Genomic DNA, 20,198 nt, shown 5'->3' with positions numbered 1-20,198 from the left:
ACAGGCATCGATGGGCCACTTAGGTTGCCGAAAAGGTTACGCAGGTTTCCGGAAAGTTTCGGATCGTGAGAAAGGTCCGCCACCGAGCCGGTTCCACCAGGGCACGGGGATGTGGCCGGAGCTAAGGGGTCAGGGCATGAGCAGTCAGTCGCTCGAGGACGGCGGCACCGCGCCGTGGCGAGATCAGCGGCTGTCGCCGACCGAGCGAGCCGAGGCGCTCCTGCCGATGATGTCAGTCGAAGAGAAGATCGCCCAGCTCGTCGGGGTCTGGGTCGGCGCCGACGCCAGCGGCGAGGGCGTCGCACCGCACCAGTCGGACATGATCAGCGAGTTGCCGCAGTGGAGCACTGTCATCCAGTACGGGTTGGGCCAGTTGACCCGCCCGTTCGGCACCGCCCCGGTCGACCCGGTGTCCGGCGCGCGGTCGCTGGCGGCCTCGCAGGCGCAGATCGTTGCCGCCAGCCGGTTCGGCATCCCGGCGCAGGTGCACGAGGAGTGCCTCACCGGGTTCGCGGCGTGGCGGGCCACCGTCTACCCGACTCCGCTCAGCTGGGGCGCGTCCTTCGACCCCGACCTGGTCGAGGCGATGGCCGACCGGATCGGGCGGTCGATGCGCGCCGCCGGTGTGCATCAGGGCCTCGCCCCGGTGCTGGACGTCACCCGGGACTACCGCTGGGGCCGCACCGAGGAGACGATCGGCGAGGATCCCTACCTGGTCGGGACGACAGGTGCCGCCTACGTGCGGGGCCTGGAGCGGGCCGGCGTGGTGGCCACGCTGAAACACTTCGCCGGCTACTCCGCCTCCCGAGGCGGACGCAACCTCGCGCCGGTGCCGATGGGTCGGCGCGAGCTGGCCGACGTCATTCTGCCGCCGTTCGAGATGGCGCTGCGCCTCGGCGGCGCCCGCTCGGTGATGAACTCCTACGCCGAGATCGACGGCCTGCCCGTCGCGGCCGACCGTGGGCTGCTGACCGGGTTGTTGCGTGACGAGTGGGGCTTCACCGGCACCGTGGTGGCCGACTACTTCGCCGTACGGTTCCTCCAGACCCTGCACGGAGTCGCCGAGGATGCCGCCGACGCGGCCCGGCTCGCCCTGCGGGCCGGAATCGACGTCGAGTTGCCCACGGTGGATGCCTTCGGCGACCCGCTGGTGCAGGCGGCTCGCCGCGGCGAGGTCGACGAGGCGCTGATCGACTGCGCGCTGCGTCGGGTGCTGATCCAGAAGATCGAGCTCGGTCTGCTCGACGAGGGCTGGCGGGAACTGCCCGACGACGTGGCGTCCCTGCGCTTCGACGACGAGGCCAGCCAGGACGTGGCCCTTCGCCTCGCCCGGGAGTCAGTCGTCCTGCTGCGCAACGCCCGCGTCCTCCCGCTGTCAGTGGGTAGCCGGGTCGCCCTGGTCGGTCCGCTCGCCGACGACCCGATGGCCATGCTCGGCTGCTATTCGTTTCCCAACCACGTGGGCGTCCACCACAGCGACTACGGGCTCGGCCTGCGCATCCCCACCCTGCGCGACGAGTTGGCCCGACGCGTCCCGCTGCTCACTCACGAGCCGGGCTGCGCCATCACCGGCGAGGACACCTCGGGTATCCCGGCCGCGGTCGCCGCGGCCACTGCCGCCGACGTGTGCGTGCTGGCCGTCGGCGACCGGGCGGGAATGTTCGGCCGGGGCACCTCCGGTGAGGGCTGCGACGCCGTCGACCTGCGACTACCCGGCGTGCAGAGCGACCTCGTCCGCGCCGTCCTCGCCACCGGCACCCCGGTCGTCCTGGTCTCTCTGGCCGGCCGCCCGTACGCGCTCGGTCCGGAGTTCGACGGCGCGGCGGCCGTGGTGCAGGCGTTCTTCCTCGGTCAGCTCGGTGGGCAGGCGCTCGCCGAGGTGCTCACCGGCGCGGTCGATCCCTCCGGGCGGTTGCCGGTCAGCGTTCCCCGCGACGCCGGCGGGCTGCCGAGCACCTACCTGGCGCCGCCGCTCGGCCGACGCAACAAGGTCTCCTCGATCGACCCGACCCCGGCGTACCCGTTCGGCCACGGGCTGAGCTACACCACCTTCGAGTGGTCCGACGCGACGGTGGTCGAACCGCGCGAAGATCCGACTGCCTGGCCGGTCGACGGCGAGGTGCGGGTGCGGATCACCGTGGCCAACACCGGTGAGCGGGCCGGCACCGAGATCGTGCAGCTCTACCTGCACGACCCGGTCGCGCAGACCACCCGTCCGGTGGTCCGGCTGATCGGCTACACCCGGCTGCCGTTGGCGCCCGGCGAGGCGGCACACGTGACGTTCGGCGTACCGGCCGACGTGGCGTCGTTCACCGGGCTGACCGGCCAACGGATCGTCGAGCCCGGCGACGTCGAGCTGCGGTTCGGCCGATCGAGCGGCGACGTGGCGGCGGCCCTGCCGCTGCGACTGGTCGGCACCGAGCGCCAGGTCGGCTACGAGCGGGAACTGCTCACCTCGGTGCGGGTCGAGCCCCTCGTGGCCGTTCCACAGTCGGCATAGGAGGGTCGAGGATGACATCCACCCTGCGGCCACCGCCGCCGGCGCCGCCGAGCTCTCCCAAGCAGGCGCAGAGCCCTGCCCCGCGCTCGCCACGACGCGGTCGCAGTTGGCGACAGGCACTGCGCCGGGACTGGCAGCTCTACTCCCTCACCATTCTGCCGCTGCTGTTCTTCCTGGTCTTCCGGTATCTGCCGATGCTCGGCAACATCATCGCCTTCCGTCGGTTCAAACCGGGCGGCAACATCTTCGGTGAGTACTGGGTCGGGTTGCGCTACTTCCGGATGTTCCTCACCGACCCGACGTTCTGGGAGGTGTTCACCAACACCCTGGTGCTCGGGACGCTGACCCTGCTGTTCTGCTTCCCGCTGCCCATCGTGTTGGCGCTGCTGCTCAACGAGGTCCGGGCCCGCCGCTTCAAGCGGTTCGTCCAGTCCGTCTCCTACCTGCCGCACTTCCTGTCGATAGTGATCGTGGCGGCGATGGTCATGCAGCTGACCTCGATCGAGGGCACGGCCAACCAGCTCGTCAAACTGTTCGGCGGCGACCCGGTGGCGTTCCTGCAGAGACCGGAGTGGTTCCGCACCATCTACGTCTCGTCCGAGGTCTGGCAGACCGTCGGCTGGGGCACGATCCTCTACCTCGCCGCCCTCACCACCATCGACGAGGACCTGTACGAGGCCGCCCGCATCGACGGCGCCGGCCGGCTGCGCCAGACCTGGCACGTCACGTTGCCCGGCATCCGTCCGACGATGGTGACGTTGCTGATCCTCAACATCGGCAGCTTCCTGGCGGTCGGGTTCGAGAAGATCCTGCTGCTCTACAACCCGTTGACGTACCCGACCGCCGACGTGGTCTCCACCTATCTGTTCCGGATGGGCTTCCAGTCGAGCAACTTCAGCTACGCGGCCGCCATCGGCCTCTTCGAGGCGGTGATCGGGCTGGTCCTCGTCCTGTCGGCGAACGTCATCTCCCGGCGCACGGTGGGGACGAGCCTGTGGTGATCCTCGGTACGAAGACCGACGCCCCGAAGACCCGCGGGCCGGATGACAGCCGGGGTTACCGGGTCTTCCGAGTCGTCAACACGGTCGTCCTGATCGGCGTCGTGGTGGCGACGCTGTACCCGTTCCTCAACATCGTCGCCCGCTCGCTCAGCGAAGAGGCGTACATCATCGCCGGCAAGGTGACCATCTTCCCGCGTGGGTTCGACCTGACCGCTTACAAGCTGCTGATGTCGGACGCGTTGTTCTGGACGAACTACCGCAACACTGTGGTGTACACCGTGGTCGCCACGCTCATCTCGATCGTGCTGACCACCTGTTACGCCTACGTGCTGTCCAAGCCGCAGCTCAAGGGGCGCACCTTCCTCATCGGTGTCGCGCTGTTCACCATGTTCTTCTCCGGCGGCCTGATTCCCAACTACGTGCTGGTCACCAGCCTGGGCATGAAGAACACCATCTGGGCCGTGGTGATCCCCAATGCCATCAGCGTGTTCAACCTGCTGGTCATGAAGGCGTTCTTCGAGAGCCTGCCGAGCGAGTTGGAGGAGGCCGCGGCGGTCGACGGGCTGAACACGTACGGCATCCTGCTGCGGATCGTGTTGCCGCTGTCGAAGGCGATCATCGCGACGATGGTGCTCTTCTACGCGGTCTCCTTCTGGAACTCGTGGTTCACCGCGTTTCTCTACATCGACCAGCAGGATCTGCTGCCGGTCACCGTGTACCTCCGCAATCTCATCGCGGGCGCCACTGACGCACAGCAGTCTGGCGCCGCCGCCGCCGACGTCGTGCAGGCCGCGGCAACCCTCCAGGCCGTGACGATCGTGCTCACCACACTGCCGATCCTGGCGGTCTACCCCTTCGTTCAGCGGTACTTCGTCCGCGGCGTCATGCTCGGCGCGGTCAAGGGATGACGGCGAGCGCCGCACCGCTGCACCTCCGAACCCCACCACCGAAAGGACGAGCCATGCTCCACAAGACGTGGCGCCGCGTGGCGGTAGCCACAGCGGGTCTGCTCGCGCTATCCCTTGCCACCGCCTGTTCCGAGGACCCCGGTGAGTCGACGGACCTCTCCGAGAACCGGGTCGGCGCGATGGCCAACTACGGCATCGGCGACCAGTTCAAGGCCACCGAGGCGCTCTCCTTCTCCACCCTCTACAACAACCACACGTTCTACCCGCTCAAGGAAGACTGGCTGTTCTGGTCGGAGCTCACCAAGCGGACCAATGTCAAGATCGATCCGGTGGCCGTGCCGCTGAGCGACTACGAGCAGAAGCGCAGCCTGCTGATCGGCGCCGGCGACGCTCCGCTGATCATCCCGAAGACGTACCACCCGCAGGAGGACGCGTTCGTGGCCTCCGGGGCGATCCTCCCGGTGAGCGACTACCTGGATCTGATGCCGAACCTCAAGGACAAGATCAGCAAGTGGAACCTCCAGCCGGAGATCGACAACCTGCGGCAATCCGACGGTAAGTTCTACCTGCTGCCCGGCCTGCACGAGAAGCCCACGCAGGACTACACGGTGCTGGTGCGCACCGACATCATGCAGGAGCTGAACCTGGCCGTCCCGAAGACCTGGGACGAGTTGTACACCGTGATGAAGGCGATGAAGGCGAAGTACCCGAACGTCTACCCGTACTCCGACCTCTTCAGCAAGCCCAATCCGACCGGCGCGCTGCTGAACATCCTCGGCTCGGCTCACGGCACCTACGCGGGCTGGGACTTCCAGCACGCCACCTGGGACCCGGCGGCGAAGAAGTTCAGTTACACCGGCTCGTCCGACCAGTACAAGCAGATGGTCACGTTCCTGCACAAGCTCGTCGCCGAGGGTCTGCTCGACCCGGAGAGCTTCACCCAGACCGACGACCAGGCGCGCCAGAAGCTCGCCAACGGCAAGTCCTTCATGGTCACCGGCAACGCGCAGACCCTGGTCAACAACCACCGGCCCGACCTGGCCAAGACCCTGCCGAACGCCAAGATGGCCAAGATCCCGCTGCCGATCGGCCCGGCCGGTGAGGTCAACCCGTTCCCCCGCCTGGAGAACGGCATCATGATCTCCACGAAGGCCCGGGAGAGCAAGAACTTCGTGGCCATGATGCAGTTCATCGACTGGTTGTGGTATTCGGACGCGGGCCTGGAGTTCGCCCGCTGGGGCATCGAGGGCACCACCTTCACCAAGGACGCGTCCGGCAAGCGCACGCTCAACCCCGGCGTCGACTTCCTCGGCCTCAACCCGAAGGCGCCCAAGCACCTGCAGAAGGACTTCGGCTTCCAGAACGGCGTCTTCGCCTACGGCGGCAGCCCCGACCTGGTCCGTGGCTTCTTCTCGCCGGAGGAGCTGGAGTTCCAGAAGGTGATGGACGCCCGCAAGCCGAGGGAGGTCCCCCCGCCGCGCCCGTTCACCGACGAGGAACGCGAGCAGGTGTCGCTCTGGGAGACCCCACTGAAGGACTTCGTCACCCAGAACACCCTGAAGTTCGCCCTGGGCCAGCGCCCCCTCAGCGAGTGGGACGCGTACGTGGCCGAACTGAAGGCCAAGAACGCCGACCAGTACATCGAGCTGGTCAACAAGGCGTACGAGCGGTTCCAGAAGAAGAACGGCTGACCAGCGGGGGTCCGGTCGGGCGGCCTGTCGCGGCCCGACCGGACCCCCGGCGACCACGGATCAGCTGAGTCGACCGGAGGGAGCGACAGTGAGTGGCGCGACTCAGACCCGGCGACAGTTCGGCGACGGACCACTGTCGCGGATCACCTCGCGCGTCTACATCCTGCTCGTGGTCGAGCTGCTCCTGCTGCTCACCACACTGCCCGCCCTGCTCCCGCTGCTTCTGCTGGGCCGTGACCCCAGCAACCTGCCCCTGGCCGCGCTCCTCCTGGTACCGGTCGGCCCGGCGGTCTCCGCCGCCCTGTACGCCCTGCGCCACCAGCGGGCCGACCTGACCGACCTGCATCCGGCCAGAGTGTTCTGGCGTGGCTACCGGGCCAACGTGCTCGGTGTGCTGCGCGTCTGGGTGCCGACGCTGCTGTGGCTGACAGTGCTCGCCGTGAACCTCGCCTACCGCGGCGCGGTCGGCCTGTCGAGCTGGTGGGCGGTGCCGCTGGTCCTGATCGGAGTGGGCGTGACGCTCTGCGCGGCCAACGCCCTGGTGATCACCTCGCTGTTCGACTTCCGCACCCGGGACGTGCTCCGGTTGGCCGCGCACTTCCTCGTGCGTACCCCGGCTGTCACCGTCGGTAACGGCCTGCTGCTGGCCGCGGCGGCCGGGATCACCGCGGTCTTCTCCGAAGCGGTGTTGATGCTGCTCGCGTCCATCGCGGCGCTGGCGTACCTGCGCGTCAGCGACCCGATGATCCACCTGATCCGGAAGGAGTTCACCGCATGAGCCTGCCCCTCAGCGCCAAGGTGCCCTTCGGGGGCGACTACAACCCGGAGCAGTGGCCCGAGGACGTGTGGAAGCAGGACTACCGTCTCTTCGACAGCGCACGGATCGACCTGGTCACCCTCGGCGTGTTCGACTGGGCGCTCACCCAACCCGCCGAGGGCACCTACGACTTCGCGCTGCTGGACAGGATCGTCGAACGGGCCAGTGCCGAGGGACGCGGGATCTGCCTGGCCACCGGCACCGGAGCCCACCCACCGTGGCTGGCGAGGGCGTACCCCGAGGTGACCCGGACCGACTTCGAGGGCCGCAAGCACCGCTTCGGTCAGCGACACAACTCCTGCCCCAGCTCGCCGGTCTTCCGCCGGCTCTCGACGGAGCTGGCCCGCCGGGTAGCCCGCCGCTACGCCGACACACCGGCGGTGCTCGCCTGGCACGTCGGCAACGAGTACGGCGGCGCCTGCTACTGCGCGCTGTGCGCGGACGGCTTCCGGGGCTGGCTGCGCCACCGCTACGGCACCCTCGACGAGCTGAACGAGGCCTGGTACACCACCTTCTGGTCGCACACCTTCACCGACTGGGACGAGATCGAGCCGCCGTCGGCGTTGACCGAGCACTGGCGCGGCCCGGACCACACCGCGTTCCCGGGCATCACCCTCGACTACCTGCGGTTCACCTCCGACGCGATGCTGACCAACTTCCGCGACGAGAAGGCGGCCATCCGGGAGTCCAGCCCGACGCTGCCGGTGACCACGAACTTCATGGGCATGTACCGGCCGATCGACTACCACCGCTGGGCCCCTCATCTGGACTTCGTCTCCTGGGACAACTACCCGCCGGACGACGAGTCGGCGGCCCGGATGGCGCTGACCCACGACCTGATGCGCGGGCTCAAGGACGGCCAGCCGTTCTGGCTGATGGAACAGACCCCGAGCTTCACCGCGTGCCGCGACGTCAACCCGTTGAAACGCCCCGGCCTGATGCGGCTGTGGAGTTGGCAGGCCGTGGCGCACGGCGCCGACGCCGTGCTCTTCTTCCAGCTGCGTGCCTCCCGTGGGGCCAGCGAGAAGTACCACGGCGCTGTCATCGGGCACGCCGGTCGCTCCGACACCCGGGTGTTCCGGGAGGTCGCCGAGCTGGGCGCCGAACTGGAACGGCTCGGCCCGGCGTCGTTGGGCGCGCGGACCCCGGCCCGGGTGGCGCTGCTGTTCGACTGGGACAGCTGGTGGGCGTTGGAGCTGTCCGACGGCCCGTCCCGGCTGGTCCGCTACCAGCAGGTGGTGCTCGCCTACCACAGGGCACTCTGGGACGCCGGTGTGGACCTTGACGTCGTCGCGGTGACCGCCGACCTGTCCCGCTACGACGTGGTCGTGGCCCCGGCCCTGCACCTGCTCAAGGGTGACCTGCCGCAGCGGCTGGAGGCGGTGGCGACGCGCGGCGGGTCGGTGCTGACCACCTACCTGTCCGGCCGGGTGGACGAGAACGACCAGGCGTTCCTGATGGACGTGCCGGGCCCGCTCGGGCAGCTCATGGGTGTCCGGGTCGACGAGTGGGACGCCCGCGGCCCGGAGGTGGTCAACCCGGTCCGCCTCGGCGACGGCGTGGATCAGGTGGACGTCGACGCGCGACTGCTGTTCGAGCTGGTGATCCCGCAGGGCGCGCAGGTCGTCGGCACCTACCGGGCCGACTTCTACGCGGGTACCCCGGCGGTGACCCGCAACTCCTTCGGCGCCGGTGACGGCTGGTACGTGGCCGCCGGGCTGGACCAGGCCGGGGTGTCCTGGGTGGTGCGGCAGGTGCTCGCCCGGCACGACCTGCTCGGGCCCTACCCGGACGTGCCGGACCTGGAATCCGCCGTCCGGGTCGCGGTGGACGGGTCGCGGCTGCTGTTTCTGCTCAACCACCGCGCCGAGCCGGTCGAGGTGACCGCCCGGACCGGCGGCGTCGACAGGCTCACCGGCGACCGTGTGGCGGCCGGCGGTGCCCTGCGGCTGCCGGCGTACGGGGTTGTCGTGCTGGAGGAGGACCGGTGAACGCCGAAGAGTCGGTGGAGTTGGAGCAGCTGATGTTCGTCGAGGAGCCGATGGACGGTGACGAGCCGCGCGTCCATCCGGCCTGGCTGCCCCCGGAGGCGTTCCGGTCGCTCGGCGCGCGTCGCATCCTCCTGCACGGCGAGGGGTTGCTCGTCGACACCGTCCTCAACGAGGTCTCCCGCGCCTGCGCCCGTTACGGCGGACGGGTGTGGCACTCCCCGTCCTGGGACGTCGACGTCGACCTGGTGCTCGCCCTGCGCGACGCCGCTGAGCTGCCCAACCCGGCGGTGGAGGCGGCACGCGCCGCCGGCGAGGCGGCGCTGGTCGAGCTGGGCGACGGCGGGACGCTCGGCGACGAGGGTTTCGTGTTGGCGCGGGCCGGCGACGTGACAGCGGTGCTGGCCGACGCGCCCGCGGGCCTGCTGTACGGGCTCTTCCACGTGGTCCGGCTCTGCGCGGCGGCCTTCGACCCGGCCCGACCCCCGGAGCGGCACCGGCCGGCGCTGCGCCGACGAATGCTGAACCACTGGGACAACGTGGCGGTGCACCCGGTGATGGGCCAGGTCGAACGGGGGTACGCGGGCGGCTCGATCTTCTGGCAGGACGGCCGTCCGCGCGGCGACCTGGCCCGGGTACGGGAGTACGGGCGGCTGCTGGCCTCCTGCGGGGTCAACGCGATCTCGGTGAACAACGTCAACGTGGCCCGCACCGAGGCGCTGCTGCTCACCGAGCGGCTCGGCGACGTGGCCGAGATCGCGGACGCGCTGCGCCCGTACGGCATCCGGGTGCACCTGTCGGTCAGCTTCGCCGCTCCGGTGGTCCTCTCCGGCCTGCCGACCGCCGACCCCCTGGACGAGACTGTGCGGGCCTGGTGGGCTGCTGCCACCCGGCGGGTCTACGACCGCATCCCGGACTTCGGCGGCTATCTGGTGAAGGCCGACTCGGAGGGGCAACCAGGCCCGTTCACGTACGGCCGCGACCACTCCGACGGGGCGAACCTGCTGGCCGAGGCCCTCGCCCCGTACGGGGGAGTGGTGCACTGGCGGGCGTTCGTCTACAACCACCACCAGGACTGGCGGGACCGGTCCACCGACCGGGCCCGGGCCGCGTACGACCACTTCGCCCCGCTCGACGGGCGGTTCCGCACCAACGTGGTGGTCCAGGTGAAGTTCGGCCCGGTGGACTTCCAGACGCGGGAGCCGGTCTCGCCGGTGCTCGCCGCGATGCCGGCGACCCGACTGGCGGTGGAGTTGCAGGTCACCCAGGAGTACACGGGCCAACAGCGGCACGTCTGCCACCTCGGCCCGTTGTGGAGTGAGGTGCTCGGCTTCTCCCCCTGGGGGCCGGGTGGGCGGACGATCGCCGACGTGGTCACGGGGGAGACTGCGGCCGGCGGCGGGATGGTCGCCGTCGCCAACGTCGGCGACGACCTCTTCTGGACCGGGCATCCGTTGGCACAGGCCAACCTGTACACGTTCGGCCGGCTGGCCTGGGACCCTCGGCGGGACCCGACGGCGATCCTCGACGAGTGGATCACGCTGACCTTCCCGCCGTCGGCGACCGCCGACGCGGAGCTGGTGCGGCGGACCCTGCACGAGATCATGGACGACTCGTGGCGCACGTACGAGCGCTACACCGCCCCGTTGGGCGTCGGCTTCATGGTCAACCCCGGCGACCACTACGGTCCCGGCGTCGACGGGTACGAGTACAGCCGGTGGGGCACCTACCACTTCGCCGACCGTGACGGCGTCGGCGTGGACCGCAGCCGCGCGTCGGGCACCGGCTTCGCCGGCCAGTACCCGCCGTACTGGGCCCAGGTGTACGAGTCACCCGAGACCTGCCCCGACGAGCTGTTGCTCTTCTTCCACCACGTGCCGTACGGGCACGTGCTGCACAGCGGCTCGACAGTCATCCAGCACATCTACGACACCCACTTCGCGGGGGTCGAGGAGGTGACGGCGATGCGACGGAGGTGGCAGACGTTGACCGGCATGATCGACCCGAGCGTGTACGAGCGGGTCGCCGAACGCCTCGACGAGCAGGTGCGCTGCGCCACCGAGTGGCGCGACCAGATCAACACGTACTTCTTCCGCAAGTCCGGGGTGCCGGACGAGCGAGGACGGGACATCTACTGAGCGGCGGCGAGGGCGGCCCGACCATCCGGTCGGGCCGCCCTCGTGACCGTGCGCCCCGGCGGCCTCGCAGGTTCCGAAAACGTCCCGATAATTTATCGCCACCCATCGGCGCTGATCATGCCCGCCGATGCCCATTGTTGCGCAGGTGACCGCCGGAACCGTTGCGGCGAAAGGTTTCCGGAAGTCTTGACAATCGAGTGTGCTCGATTGAAGCTGACATGGTCACGCGAGCCGCGGTCAAGGTCGGGCGAAGGGCAGTCCTCGACTTAAGTCCCCTTCCACGCGCCTTTTTCGCAAGGGATCGCGACGATGACACTGAAGACAAAAATGCTTGGCGTCGTCATGGCGGCAGTGACACTGGCCGCCGCCGCGTTGACGTTCGCCACCCCCGCGTCGGCGGCGACGCTCACGCAGGTGACCAACTTCGGCACCAACCCCACCAACCTGCAGATGCACCTGTACGTCCCGGACCGGGTGGCCGCCCGACCGGCGATCCTCCTGGCCATGCACTACTGCACCGGAACGGGCCCCGCGTTCCACTCGGGCACCCAGTACGCCTCCCTCGCGGACCGGTACGGGTTCATCGTGATCTACCCGTCGGCAACCCGCAGCAGCAAGTGCTGGGACGTCTACTCACCGCAGGCGCTACGCCGTGGCGGCGGCAGCGACCCGGTCGGGCTGATGTCGATGGTCGACTACGTGCGGCAGCGCTACTCCGCCGACCCTGCGCGGATCTTCGCCACCGGCACCTCTTCCGGCGCGATGATGACCAACGTCATGCTGGGCGACTACCCGGACGTGTTCGCGGCGGGCGCCTCGTTCGCCGGGGTGCCGTTCGCCTGCTTCGCCACCGGTGGCACCTCGGAGTGGAACAGCCAGTGCGCCAACGGGCAACTCATCCGGACCGCGCAGCAGTGGGGTGACCTGGTTCGGGAGGCATACCCCGGCTACACCGGCCAGCGGCCCCGGATGCAGATCTGGCACGGCACCAACGACGAGACGCTGCGCTACCCGAACTTCGGTGAGCAGGTCAAGCAGTGGACCAACGTGCACGGGCTGAGTCAGACCCCGACGTACACCGACTCCCCGCAGTCCGGCTACACCCGCACCCGGTACGGCAGCAGCGGCCCGATGGCACCGGTCGAGGCGATCAGCATGCAGGGTGTCACGCACAACGTGCCGGTCGACGCCGCGCAGGTGATCCGCTTCTTCGGGCTGGACGGCACCGCGCCGCCGACCACCCCGCCGCCGACGACGCCGCCCCCGACGACGCCGCCCCCGACGACGCCGCCCCCGACGACGCCGCCCCCGACGACGCCGCCCCCGACGACGCCGCCCCCGACGACGCCGCCCCCGACCACGCCGCCCCCGACCACGCCGCCGCCGACCGAGGGCGCCTGCCGGGTCGGCTACACGGTCAACGCCTGGAACAGCGGCCTCACCGCGAGCGTGGCCATCACCAACACCGGAGCCACCGCCGTGAACGGCTGGGCGCTGACCTTCACGCTGCCCAGCGGACAGCGCATCACCAGCGGCTGGAACGCCCAGTACGCCCCGGCGAGCGGTGCGGTGACCGCCCGCAACGTCTCCTACAACAACACCATCGCCCCGAACGCGTCGGTCGAGATCGGCTTCCAGGCCACGCACGAGGGTGGCACCGGCAAGCCCACCTCGTTCGCCCTCAACGGTGCCGCCTGTTCGGTGTCCTGATTTCCCTTCCCACCCCACCACCCCTAGAAGGAGTCACACGATGAGAAGTACGAGATGGAAGGCGGCATCCAGAGCCGCCATCGCGCTCGCCGGCGCGGGTGCCCTCGCCGCCAGCATGGCGCTGTTCGCGACGGCACCCGCCTCCGCCGGGACGACGCTCGGCGCGTCCGCCGCCGAGAAGGGTCGGTACTTCGGTACGGCGGTGGCCGGATTCAAGCTCTCCGACAGTGCGTACACCACGATTTTGAACCGTGAGTTCAACATGGTGACCGCCGAGAACGAAATGAAGATGAACGCCACCGAGCCGCAGCAGAATCAGTTCAGCTACGGGGCCGCCGACCAGATCGTCAACCACGCCCGCAGCCGCGGGATGAGCGTGCGGGGTCACACCCTGGCGTGGCATTCGCAGCAGCCCGGCTGGATGGAGAACATGAGCGGCAGCGCGCTGCGCCAGGCGATGCTGAATCACGTGACGCAGGTGGCCACCCACTTCCGCGGTCAGGTGGTGGCGTGGGACGTGGTGAACGAGGCGTTCGCCGACGGCAGTTCCGGCGGCCGTCGCGACTCCAACCTCCAGCGCACCGGCAACGACTGGATCGAGGCGGCGTTCCGGGCGGCGCGTGCCGCGGATCCGGGCGCGAAGCTCTGCTACAACGACTACAACACCGACAACTGGACGCACGCCAAGACCCAGGGCGTCTACAACATGGTGCGCGACTTCAAGGCCCGTGGCGTGCCGATCGACTGCGTGGGCTTCCAGTCGCACTTCAACAACGATTCCCCGTACGTGAGCAACTACCGCACCACACTGTCGAGCTTCGCGGCGCTCGGCGTGGACGTGCAGATCACCGAGTTGGACATCCAGGGCGCTTCGGCGAACACCTACCGCAGCGTCGTCGAGGACTGCCTGGCCGTGGCCCGCTGCAACGGCATCACTGTGTGGGGGATCCGCGACAGTGACTCCTGGCGCGCTTCGCAGACCCCGCTGCTGTTCAACAGCAACGGCTCGAAGAAGCCCGCGTACGACGCGGTTCTCGCCGCGTTGAACAACGGCACCACGCCCACTGACCCGCCCACGGACCCGCCGACCGACCCGCCGACCGACCCGCCGACCGACCCGCCCACGACTCCGCCTCCGGGCACGGGTGGCTGCACGGCGACGGTGTCGGTGAACCAGTGGACGGGTGGCTTCGTGGCGAATGTTCGAGTGACGGCCGGCTCGTCCGCGCTCAACGGCTGGACGGTGACGATCGCGCTGCCGTCGGGCGCAACGGTCACCAACGCGTGGAGCGCCGACCGCAGCGGTAACAGCGGCTCGACAACCTGGACGAACGTGTCGTACAACGGCCAGGTCGGCGCCGGACAGTCCACCGAGTACGGCTTCCAGGCCAACGGCACCGCCGGCAGCCTCAGCCCCACCTGCTCGGCCCGCTAAAGCCCCACCGGCCGGTGCGGAGGCCCACCGCCTCCGCACCGGCCCCTCACAGCCCTCGTTGATCAAGAGGTTTGCGTCATCCGGCCTGGCGTGTCATGACGCAAACCTCTTGATCACCGGAGTGGGGGGGGGAGGGGGAGGGGGAGGGGGCGCCTGGGTGTTGGCGGTCACGCTTGGGCGGCGACGAGGAAGATCGGCACGACGACGAGGATCCGGTTCGCGTGGGCGCGTTCGACCTGCTCGGCGAGCCAGGTCTCCTCGTCGGTGATCCGTCTCAACAGGTCGAGTGCGGTGTCGTCGGTGAACACGGCGGTGTGCACCTCGACGATCGGGTCGGTGAACCCGGCGTCGAGCAGCAAATTGCGATACCTACGGGCAACGCGTGGCGACGGGAGTGAGTCCGCCTTCGCGTGGACCAGCCGACGGGTGGTTTCCGACTCGTCCGAGTCGATGGCGATCATGTCCCAGTCCTGGCCGAGCAGCACGGCCCGGCCGCCCGGTGCGAGCACCCGCCGGGCCTCGGCGACAGCTCGCGCCGGTTCGTCGAGCACGTGCAACACCTTGTCGGCCCGGTAGTAGGCAGCCGATCCGGTCTTGAGCGGCAGCTCGGTGGCGTCGCCGACGTGGAACTCGCCGGCCGGCCAGCGCCTTCTGGCCGCGGCGATCATCTCGGGGTCGAGGTCGACGCCGATCGCGTGGGCTCCGCGCTCGGCCAGCTCGGCGACGGCGCGGCCACTGCCACAGCCGGCGTCGACGACAGTTCGGCCAGCGAGGTCGCCGAGCAACTCGTAGGAACGGGTGCGCAGGTCGACGGCTGCGGGCTCGCTCTCGATGGCATCGAGGACAGCTAGAAGACTGGACATGCCCGCCATGCTCGGACTTAATGTCGACATGAAGTCAAGCCCGATGACGATCGGTGAGGTGGCCGACCACTTCGGCCTGCCGGCGCACGTCCTGCGGCACTGGGAATCGGTGGGTCTGCTCTGCCCCGCCCGGGTCACCGGCAGCCGTCGCCGCTACACCCGCGACGACCTGTTCCGGGTGGCTTCGATCCTGCGCGCGAAGCAGGCCGGCCTGCCGCTGCCGGACATCCGGGCGTTCCTCGCCGCGGGTGACCCGGCCGCCCGCAAGGATGTGCTGCGCCGCAACCATGGCGCGCTGCAGGCCAGGATGGCGGCGCTGCGGTCGGCGCTCGATCTGCTGGAGGCCGGGCTGTCCTGCTCACACGAGGACATCTCGACCTGCCCGAACTACCGCACCCATCTGGCGGAGTTGGTGGAGGCCGGGGGACGTGGCTAGCCGTCGATGCGGACGATGTTGCGGATCTTGTTGGACGCGTCCAGGGCGGCGACCTTGTACGCCTCGGCCAGCGTCGGGTAGTTGAACACCGCGTCGACCAGGTAGTCGATGGTGCCGCCGCAGCCCATCACCGCCTGACCGATGTGGACGATCTCGGTGGCGGCCGTGCCGAACACGTGCACCCCGAGCAGTCGGCCGTCGTCGGGGGAGACGAGCAGCTTGAGCATGCCGTACGAGTCGCCCACGATCTGACCCCGGGCCAGTTCGCGGTACCGGGCGATGCCCACCTCGAACGGTGTCGAGCTCTCGGTGAGCTGCGCCTCGGTCTGCCCGACGAAGCTGATCTCCGGGATCGTGTAGATGCCGATCGGTTGCAGGCCGTGCATCTCCCGGATCGGCTCACCGCAGGCGTGTTGCGCTGCCAGCCGGCCCTGCTCCATCGAGGTGGACGCGAGCGCCGGAAAGCCGATCACGTCGCCGACGGCGTAGATGTTCTCCACACTGGTGCGGTAGTTGGCGTCCACGGCGATCCGGCCGCGTCGGTCCGCCTCCAGCCCGGCCGCCTCCAACGCCAGGTCGTCGGTCTGGCCCTGCCGCCCGGCCGAGTACATCACAGTGTCAGCGACGATCTTCTTGCCGCTCTTGAGGATGCACAGCGCCGCCGTCTGGTGCTTCTCCACGGCGGCGACCTCCTCGCCGAAGCGGAACGCCACGGACAGGTCGCGCAGGTGGTACTTGAGTGACTCGACGACCTCGTCGTCGCAGAAATCCAGCATCCGCTCACGGCGTTCCACCACCGTCACCTTGGTGCCGAGGGCGGCGAACATCGAGGCGTACTCCATGCCGATCACGCCGGCGCCGACCACGACCATGCTGCGGGGTACGGCCTGAAGGTTGATGACGCCGTCGGAGTCCACGATCGTCCGGTCGTCGAAGTCGACGCTGTCCGGGCGGGCCGGGCGGGTGCCCGCCGCGATGACGATCTTGTCGAAGGTCACCCGGGACTCGCGGCCGGAGCCGCCGTCGACCCAGATCGAGTGCGCGTCGGCGAAACGCCCGGTGCCGGTGATCATCGTGACCCGGTTGCGGGCCAGCTGATTGCGGATGACGTCGGTCTGCCGGGTGATGACGTGCTGGGTTCGGGCGGCCAGATCGCTGACCGTGATCTCCTCCTTGACCCGGTAGCTGCTGCCGTACAGGTCCCGCTGGCTCAGGCCGGTCAGGTAGAGCACTGCCTCGCGCAGGGTCTTGGAGGGCACGGTGCCGGTGTTGATGCACACCCCACCGATCATGTCGCGGCGGTCCACGATGCCGACCCGCCTGCCGAGCTTGGCGGCGGCGATCGCGGCCTTCTGACCGCCGGGTCCGGAGCCCAGCACCAACAGGTCGTAGTCATACACAACCGCTAGCGTCGCAAGATGTCGTGGCTAGCGCCAGACCCCGGAGTCGAGCGTTATTCGTCTGCCACAGTGCAGAGGCCGCCGTTCAGCGTGATCTCCTCCGGCAGTTGCGTGCCAGAGGCGACGAGCCCCAGCGACACAGTGCCGCCGGGCGGGATCACCGCGTTGCGACCGGTGTCGCGCACCCGCAGGTAGCTGTTGTTGAGCCGGTCGACCACCTTCGCGCCCCAGATGCCGTGGACCTGCTGGCTGGCCCAGAACCGCCACGTCATCGTCCACCCGTCGACCGCCGTGGTGCCGGTGTTCTCGACGACGAGATGGGCCACGAAGCCGTCCGGCCACTGCCGCACGACGGATCGGACCGCGCAGCTCGGCGGCGGCGGCAGGGTGGTCACCGTGACCGGTGCGGACAGTGGGGACAGGTGTCCGACCTCGTCGCGGGCCTGCACCACGAAGGTGTACGTGGTGTTCGGCGTCAACCCGCTGATCTGGGCACTGTTCACGGGCGGGTACTGGTACACCTCACGGACCCGGGTGAGAGTGCCGACGGCGTCGACCTGGAACACCTCGTACCGGTCGAGCGCGACGTTCTCCACCGAGTGTGCCCACCGCAGCCGGACCACAGTGGCGGCGACGTCGTACGCCACCGGTTGACCAGGCGCGCCCGGCGGCTGGTCGTCCCCGGGCGGCATGGTCAGCCGCAGGCTCGGGTTGGACACCGAGCTGTTGCCGGCCGCGTCCAGAGCCCACACCGAGAAGGTGTACGTGCGCGAGGGCCGCAGGTTGGTGATCCGGATGCTGTTGGTGTCTGTCGAATACTGGGCGCCGGAATCCTCGAACTGCGCGCCGACCGGGTAGCGGACCACCCCCACGTTGTCGGTCGAGGCCTCCCAGGTCAGCTCGACCGAGGTGGTGTCGATGGCGACGACGGTGATCGGGCCGGGTGCGGTGGGCCGTTCGGTGTCGGCGGCGGCGGCGCGCGCCGGGGTCGCGCCGGCAGCGAACAGGGTTGCTGTCAGTGCGCACGCGACCAGCGCGGCGGCCTTCGAGCGAATTGCTCGACTTCGACGATCACGCACGATGAATCCCCCGCCTCCGGTCGTCCACCACTCCACCAATTCATCTACATCGATACTAGGTCACTGTTGCTCGGCAGAATGCCCCGTCGGATTCGGACGCCGACCTTGGCACGCCGGTCGCCCCAGGGCTGGTGGACGGTGTGGCGGTCGTTGCCTTTGGAGCTGAATCGTCTGCGACATCGGTGGCCGCCGGTGCCGCTGATTCGTTCACGACATCAGCTCCAAAGGCAACGAACAAAACATCAGGCCGCCCGCGAGCCGCCGCCCGCGAGCCGCCGCCCGCGAGCCGCCGCCCGCGAGCCGCCGCCCGACCTAGCCGACGAGGCGGCGTTCCCAGGCCCAGGCGGCGATCTCGACCCGGTTGCGGGCCTTGAGCTTCATCTGCACGCTCGCCAGGTGGGTCTTGACGGTGCCCACGGCGATGAAGAGCTGGGTGGCGATCTCGGCGTTCGTCAGGCCGCGGGCGACGAGCTTCACCACGTCGAGTTCCCGTGGGGACAGGCCACCGTCGTCGCGCGCCGGAGCGGGCGAGCTGAGGTGCTCCAACAGCCGTACCGTGATCGAGGGGCTGATCAGCGCGTCGCCGGACACGGCCGCGCGGACCGCCTCCACCAGCAGGGCCGGGCCGGAGTCCTTGAGCAGGAAACCGCACGCGCCGTTGGAGAGCGCGGTGTGCACGTACTCGTCGAGGTCGAAGGTCGTCACGACGACCACCCGGATCGGGTCGGCGACGCCCGGCCCCGCCAGCAGCCGCAGTGCCTCAAGACCGTCGAGGCGGGGCATCCGGATGTCCAGCAGCACCACGTCCGGGCGCAGTCGTCGGGCCAGCTCGACGGCCTGGACGCCGTCGGCGGCCTCGCCGACCACCTCCATGTCCGACTGGGCGCCAATGATCATGCCGAAGCCGGTCCGGACCATGGCCTGGTCATCGGCGATCAGCACCCGGATCACCGGGCCACCGCCGCTTGCAGCGGGAACGCCGCGTCGAGCACCCAGCCACCGGCGACGCCGGGCCCGGCGGTGATCGTGCCGCCGAGGGCGCGTACCCGCTCGGTGAGGCCGATCAGGCCGAAGCCGTGCCCCCGGGCCGGCGCTGTCCGCGGCGACGTGCCGTCGTCGGCGACCCGGACCAGCAACCAGTCCGGGGTACGCCGTACCGCCACGTCCACTGACCGCGCGTCCGGCGCGTGCTGGCGGGTGTTGGTCAGCCCCTCCATCACTACCCGGTACGCCGACGTCGAGACCTCCACCGGCAGTCCGTGCAGGTCGCCGTCGACGTGCAGTCGTGCCGGCGCGTTCGCCGCGCCGTTGAACCCGGTCAGCAGCGGCTCCAGCTCGGTCACCCCGGCCAGTGGGGCCAGAGGCGCGTCCGGTGGGGCGTCCGGGTTGCGCAGGATGCCGACCATCCGCCGCATCGAGGCCATCGTCTCCGCGCCGGCCCGCTCGATCTGCTCCAGGGCGACGATCACCCGCTGCGGGTCCTGCTCGGCGACGAACCGGGCGCCCTGCGCCTGCACCACGATGCCGGTGACGTGGTGGGCGATGAAGTCGTGCAGGTCCCTGGCGAACTCGGCACGCTGCTCGGCGCGGACCAGCGCGATGGCCCGCTCCCGGCCGGCTGCCATGATCCGCAGGTAGAGCCCCACCCCGGCGGCGCCGGCCGCGGCGAGCACCTGGAGCAGGCCGAAGATCACCAGCAGGTTCTCGGTGCCGACGCGCAGTGGCATCGCGGCGACGGCGAGCCCGGCGGCCGCCGCCGCCCACGGGGCGAGCCGGGCCGCGCCCCAACGGCTCACCACGAAGACCACGCCGATCAGCCCGGCCGACTCGGCGAGCCCCCAGGTGCGGGCGGGCAGGAGGCCGCCGCCTCCGGAGACGAGCACCACCCCCGCGGTCACGGCCAGTGAGGCGGTGGCGAGGGCCAGCGCGGCCACCGGCAGCCGCCGGGAACCCGGCCGGTGCACTGGCAGCCAGAGTGGCACGGTCGCCACCGCCAACCCCACCGGCACCAGCAGGAGCACGAGAGCGGCGAGGCTTCGTTCATCCGCCGTGCTGGCCGCGAAGTCGAAGAAGGCGAGCAGGCCGAAGGCCACCAGCCCGGCCGTCTGGGCCAGGCGTACCCAGAAACGTCGAAGATCCGGCGCGCTCATGATGACCCAGCGTAGCCAACCGGACGGAGGTGGCAGATCGGCCAAAAGGCAGACCCGACGACGGCGATACCCGGCCCCGGGC

Annotated in this window: 15 protein-coding genes; 10 read left to right on the top strand and 5 right to left on the bottom strand. The window is 69.7% G+C overall.

Annotated elements, in window-relative coordinates:
• Positions 1-136: 136 nt before the first annotated feature.
• The 9 genes from MED01_RS16360 (at position 137) to MED01_RS16320 (ending at position 14,188) form a co-directional block, all read left to right on the top strand.
• Positions 137-2,500, top strand: coding sequence for a beta-xylosidase/alpha-l-arabinosidase (locus tag MED01_RS16360; protein ID WP_238669431.1), 2,364 nt, complete (start codon positions 137-139; stop codon positions 2,498-2,500).
• An 11-nt stretch (positions 2,501-2,511) separates the two neighbouring features.
• Positions 2,512-3,501 carry an ABC transporter permease gene (locus MED01_RS16355; RefSeq protein WP_238669430.1) on the top strand — a complete coding sequence of 330 codons (990 nt, stop codon included), beginning with the start codon at positions 2,512-2,514 and terminating at the stop codon, positions 3,499-3,501.
• Positions 3,498-4,409, top strand: a complete 912-nt coding sequence (locus tag MED01_RS16350; RefSeq protein WP_238669429.1) for a carbohydrate ABC transporter permease — start codon at positions 3,498-3,500, stop codon at positions 4,407-4,409. Before MED01_RS16355 ends, MED01_RS16350 begins: the two co-directional genes overlap by 4 nt.
• A 53-nt stretch (positions 4,410-4,462) precedes the next feature.
• Positions 4,463-6,100, top strand: coding sequence for an ABC transporter substrate-binding protein (locus MED01_RS16345; protein WP_238669428.1), 1,638 nt, complete (start codon positions 4,463-4,465; stop codon positions 6,098-6,100).
• Between the two features lie 88 nt (positions 6,101-6,188).
• On the top strand, positions 6,189-6,878 hold the full coding sequence (locus tag MED01_RS16340) for a DUF624 domain-containing protein (RefSeq protein WP_238669427.1): 690 nt from the start codon (positions 6,189-6,191) through the stop codon (positions 6,876-6,878).
• Complete coding sequence (locus MED01_RS16335; RefSeq protein WP_238669426.1) at positions 6,875-8,908, top strand: beta-galactosidase; 2,034 nt, start codon at positions 6,875-6,877, stop codon at positions 8,906-8,908. The genes MED01_RS16340 and MED01_RS16335 overlap by 4 nt, the downstream gene beginning before the upstream one ends.
• The gene (locus tag MED01_RS16330; RefSeq protein WP_238669425.1) at positions 8,905-11,043 is read left to right on the top strand and encodes an alpha-glucuronidase; all 2,139 of its coding nucleotides are present in this window, start codon (positions 8,905-8,907) and stop codon (positions 11,041-11,043) included. The genes MED01_RS16335 and MED01_RS16330 overlap by 4 nt, the downstream gene beginning before the upstream one ends.
• Positions 11,044-11,352: 309 nt before the next feature.
• Entirely contained in the window at positions 11,353-12,753 is a 1,401-nt protein-coding gene (locus MED01_RS16325) for an extracellular catalytic domain type 1 short-chain-length polyhydroxyalkanoate depolymerase (protein WP_238669424.1), read from the top strand.
• A gap of 40 nt (positions 12,754-12,793) precedes the next feature.
• A complete protein-coding gene (locus MED01_RS16320; protein WP_238669423.1) occupies positions 12,794-14,188 on the top strand; it encodes a glycoside hydrolase family 10 protein in 1,395 nt (464 codons plus the stop codon).
• A 167-nt stretch (positions 14,189-14,355) separates the two neighbouring features.
• Here the strand turns inward: MED01_RS16320 and MED01_RS16315 are convergent, their stop codons facing one another.
• Positions 14,356-15,051, bottom strand: a complete 696-nt coding sequence (locus tag MED01_RS16315) for a methyltransferase domain-containing protein (protein WP_238669422.1) — start codon at positions 15,049-15,051, stop codon at positions 14,356-14,358.
• 28 nt (positions 15,052-15,079) lie between these two features.
• On the opposite strand from MED01_RS16315, the gene MED01_RS16310 reads away from it, so the two are divergent.
• The gene (locus MED01_RS16310; RefSeq protein ID WP_238669421.1) at positions 15,080-15,487 is read left to right on the top strand and encodes a MerR family transcriptional regulator; all 408 of its coding nucleotides are present in this window, start codon (positions 15,080-15,082) and stop codon (positions 15,485-15,487) included.
• On the opposite strand, the gene sthA is transcribed toward MED01_RS16310, so the two are convergent.
• The 4 genes from sthA to MED01_RS16290 form a co-directional block, all read right to left on the bottom strand.
• Positions 15,484-16,887, bottom strand: a complete 1,404-nt coding sequence (sthA, locus tag MED01_RS16305; RefSeq protein WP_238669420.1) for a Si-specific NAD(P)(+) transhydrogenase — start codon at positions 16,885-16,887, stop codon at positions 15,484-15,486. The genes MED01_RS16310 and sthA overlap by 4 nt on opposite strands.
• Before the next feature lie 53 nt (positions 16,888-16,940).
• Positions 16,941-17,966 (bottom strand): fibronectin type III domain-containing protein, encoded by a 1,026-nt coding sequence (locus tag MED01_RS16300; RefSeq protein WP_238669419.1) that lies wholly within the window; start codon positions 17,964-17,966, stop codon positions 16,941-16,943.
• 312 nt (positions 17,967-18,278) lie between these two features.
• Entirely contained in the window at positions 18,279-18,917 is a 639-nt protein-coding gene (locus tag MED01_RS16295) for a response regulator (RefSeq protein WP_091399091.1), read from the bottom strand.
• Positions 18,914-20,116: a sensor histidine kinase gene (locus MED01_RS16290; protein ID WP_238669418.1), complete on the bottom strand. Its 1,203-nt coding sequence runs from the start codon at positions 20,114-20,116 to the stop codon at positions 18,914-18,916. The genes MED01_RS16295 and MED01_RS16290 overlap by 4 nt, the downstream gene beginning before the upstream one ends.
• Between the last annotated feature and the right edge of the window lie 82 nt (positions 20,117-20,198).

The organism is Micromonospora alfalfae, assembly GCF_022230925.1.
Taxonomy (GTDB): Bacteria; Actinomycetota; Actinomycetes; order Mycobacteriales; family Micromonosporaceae; genus Micromonospora; species Micromonospora alfalfae.
Note: the sequence above shows the minus strand (reverse complement) of the source record. Positions and strands in the feature narration are given on the sequence as shown.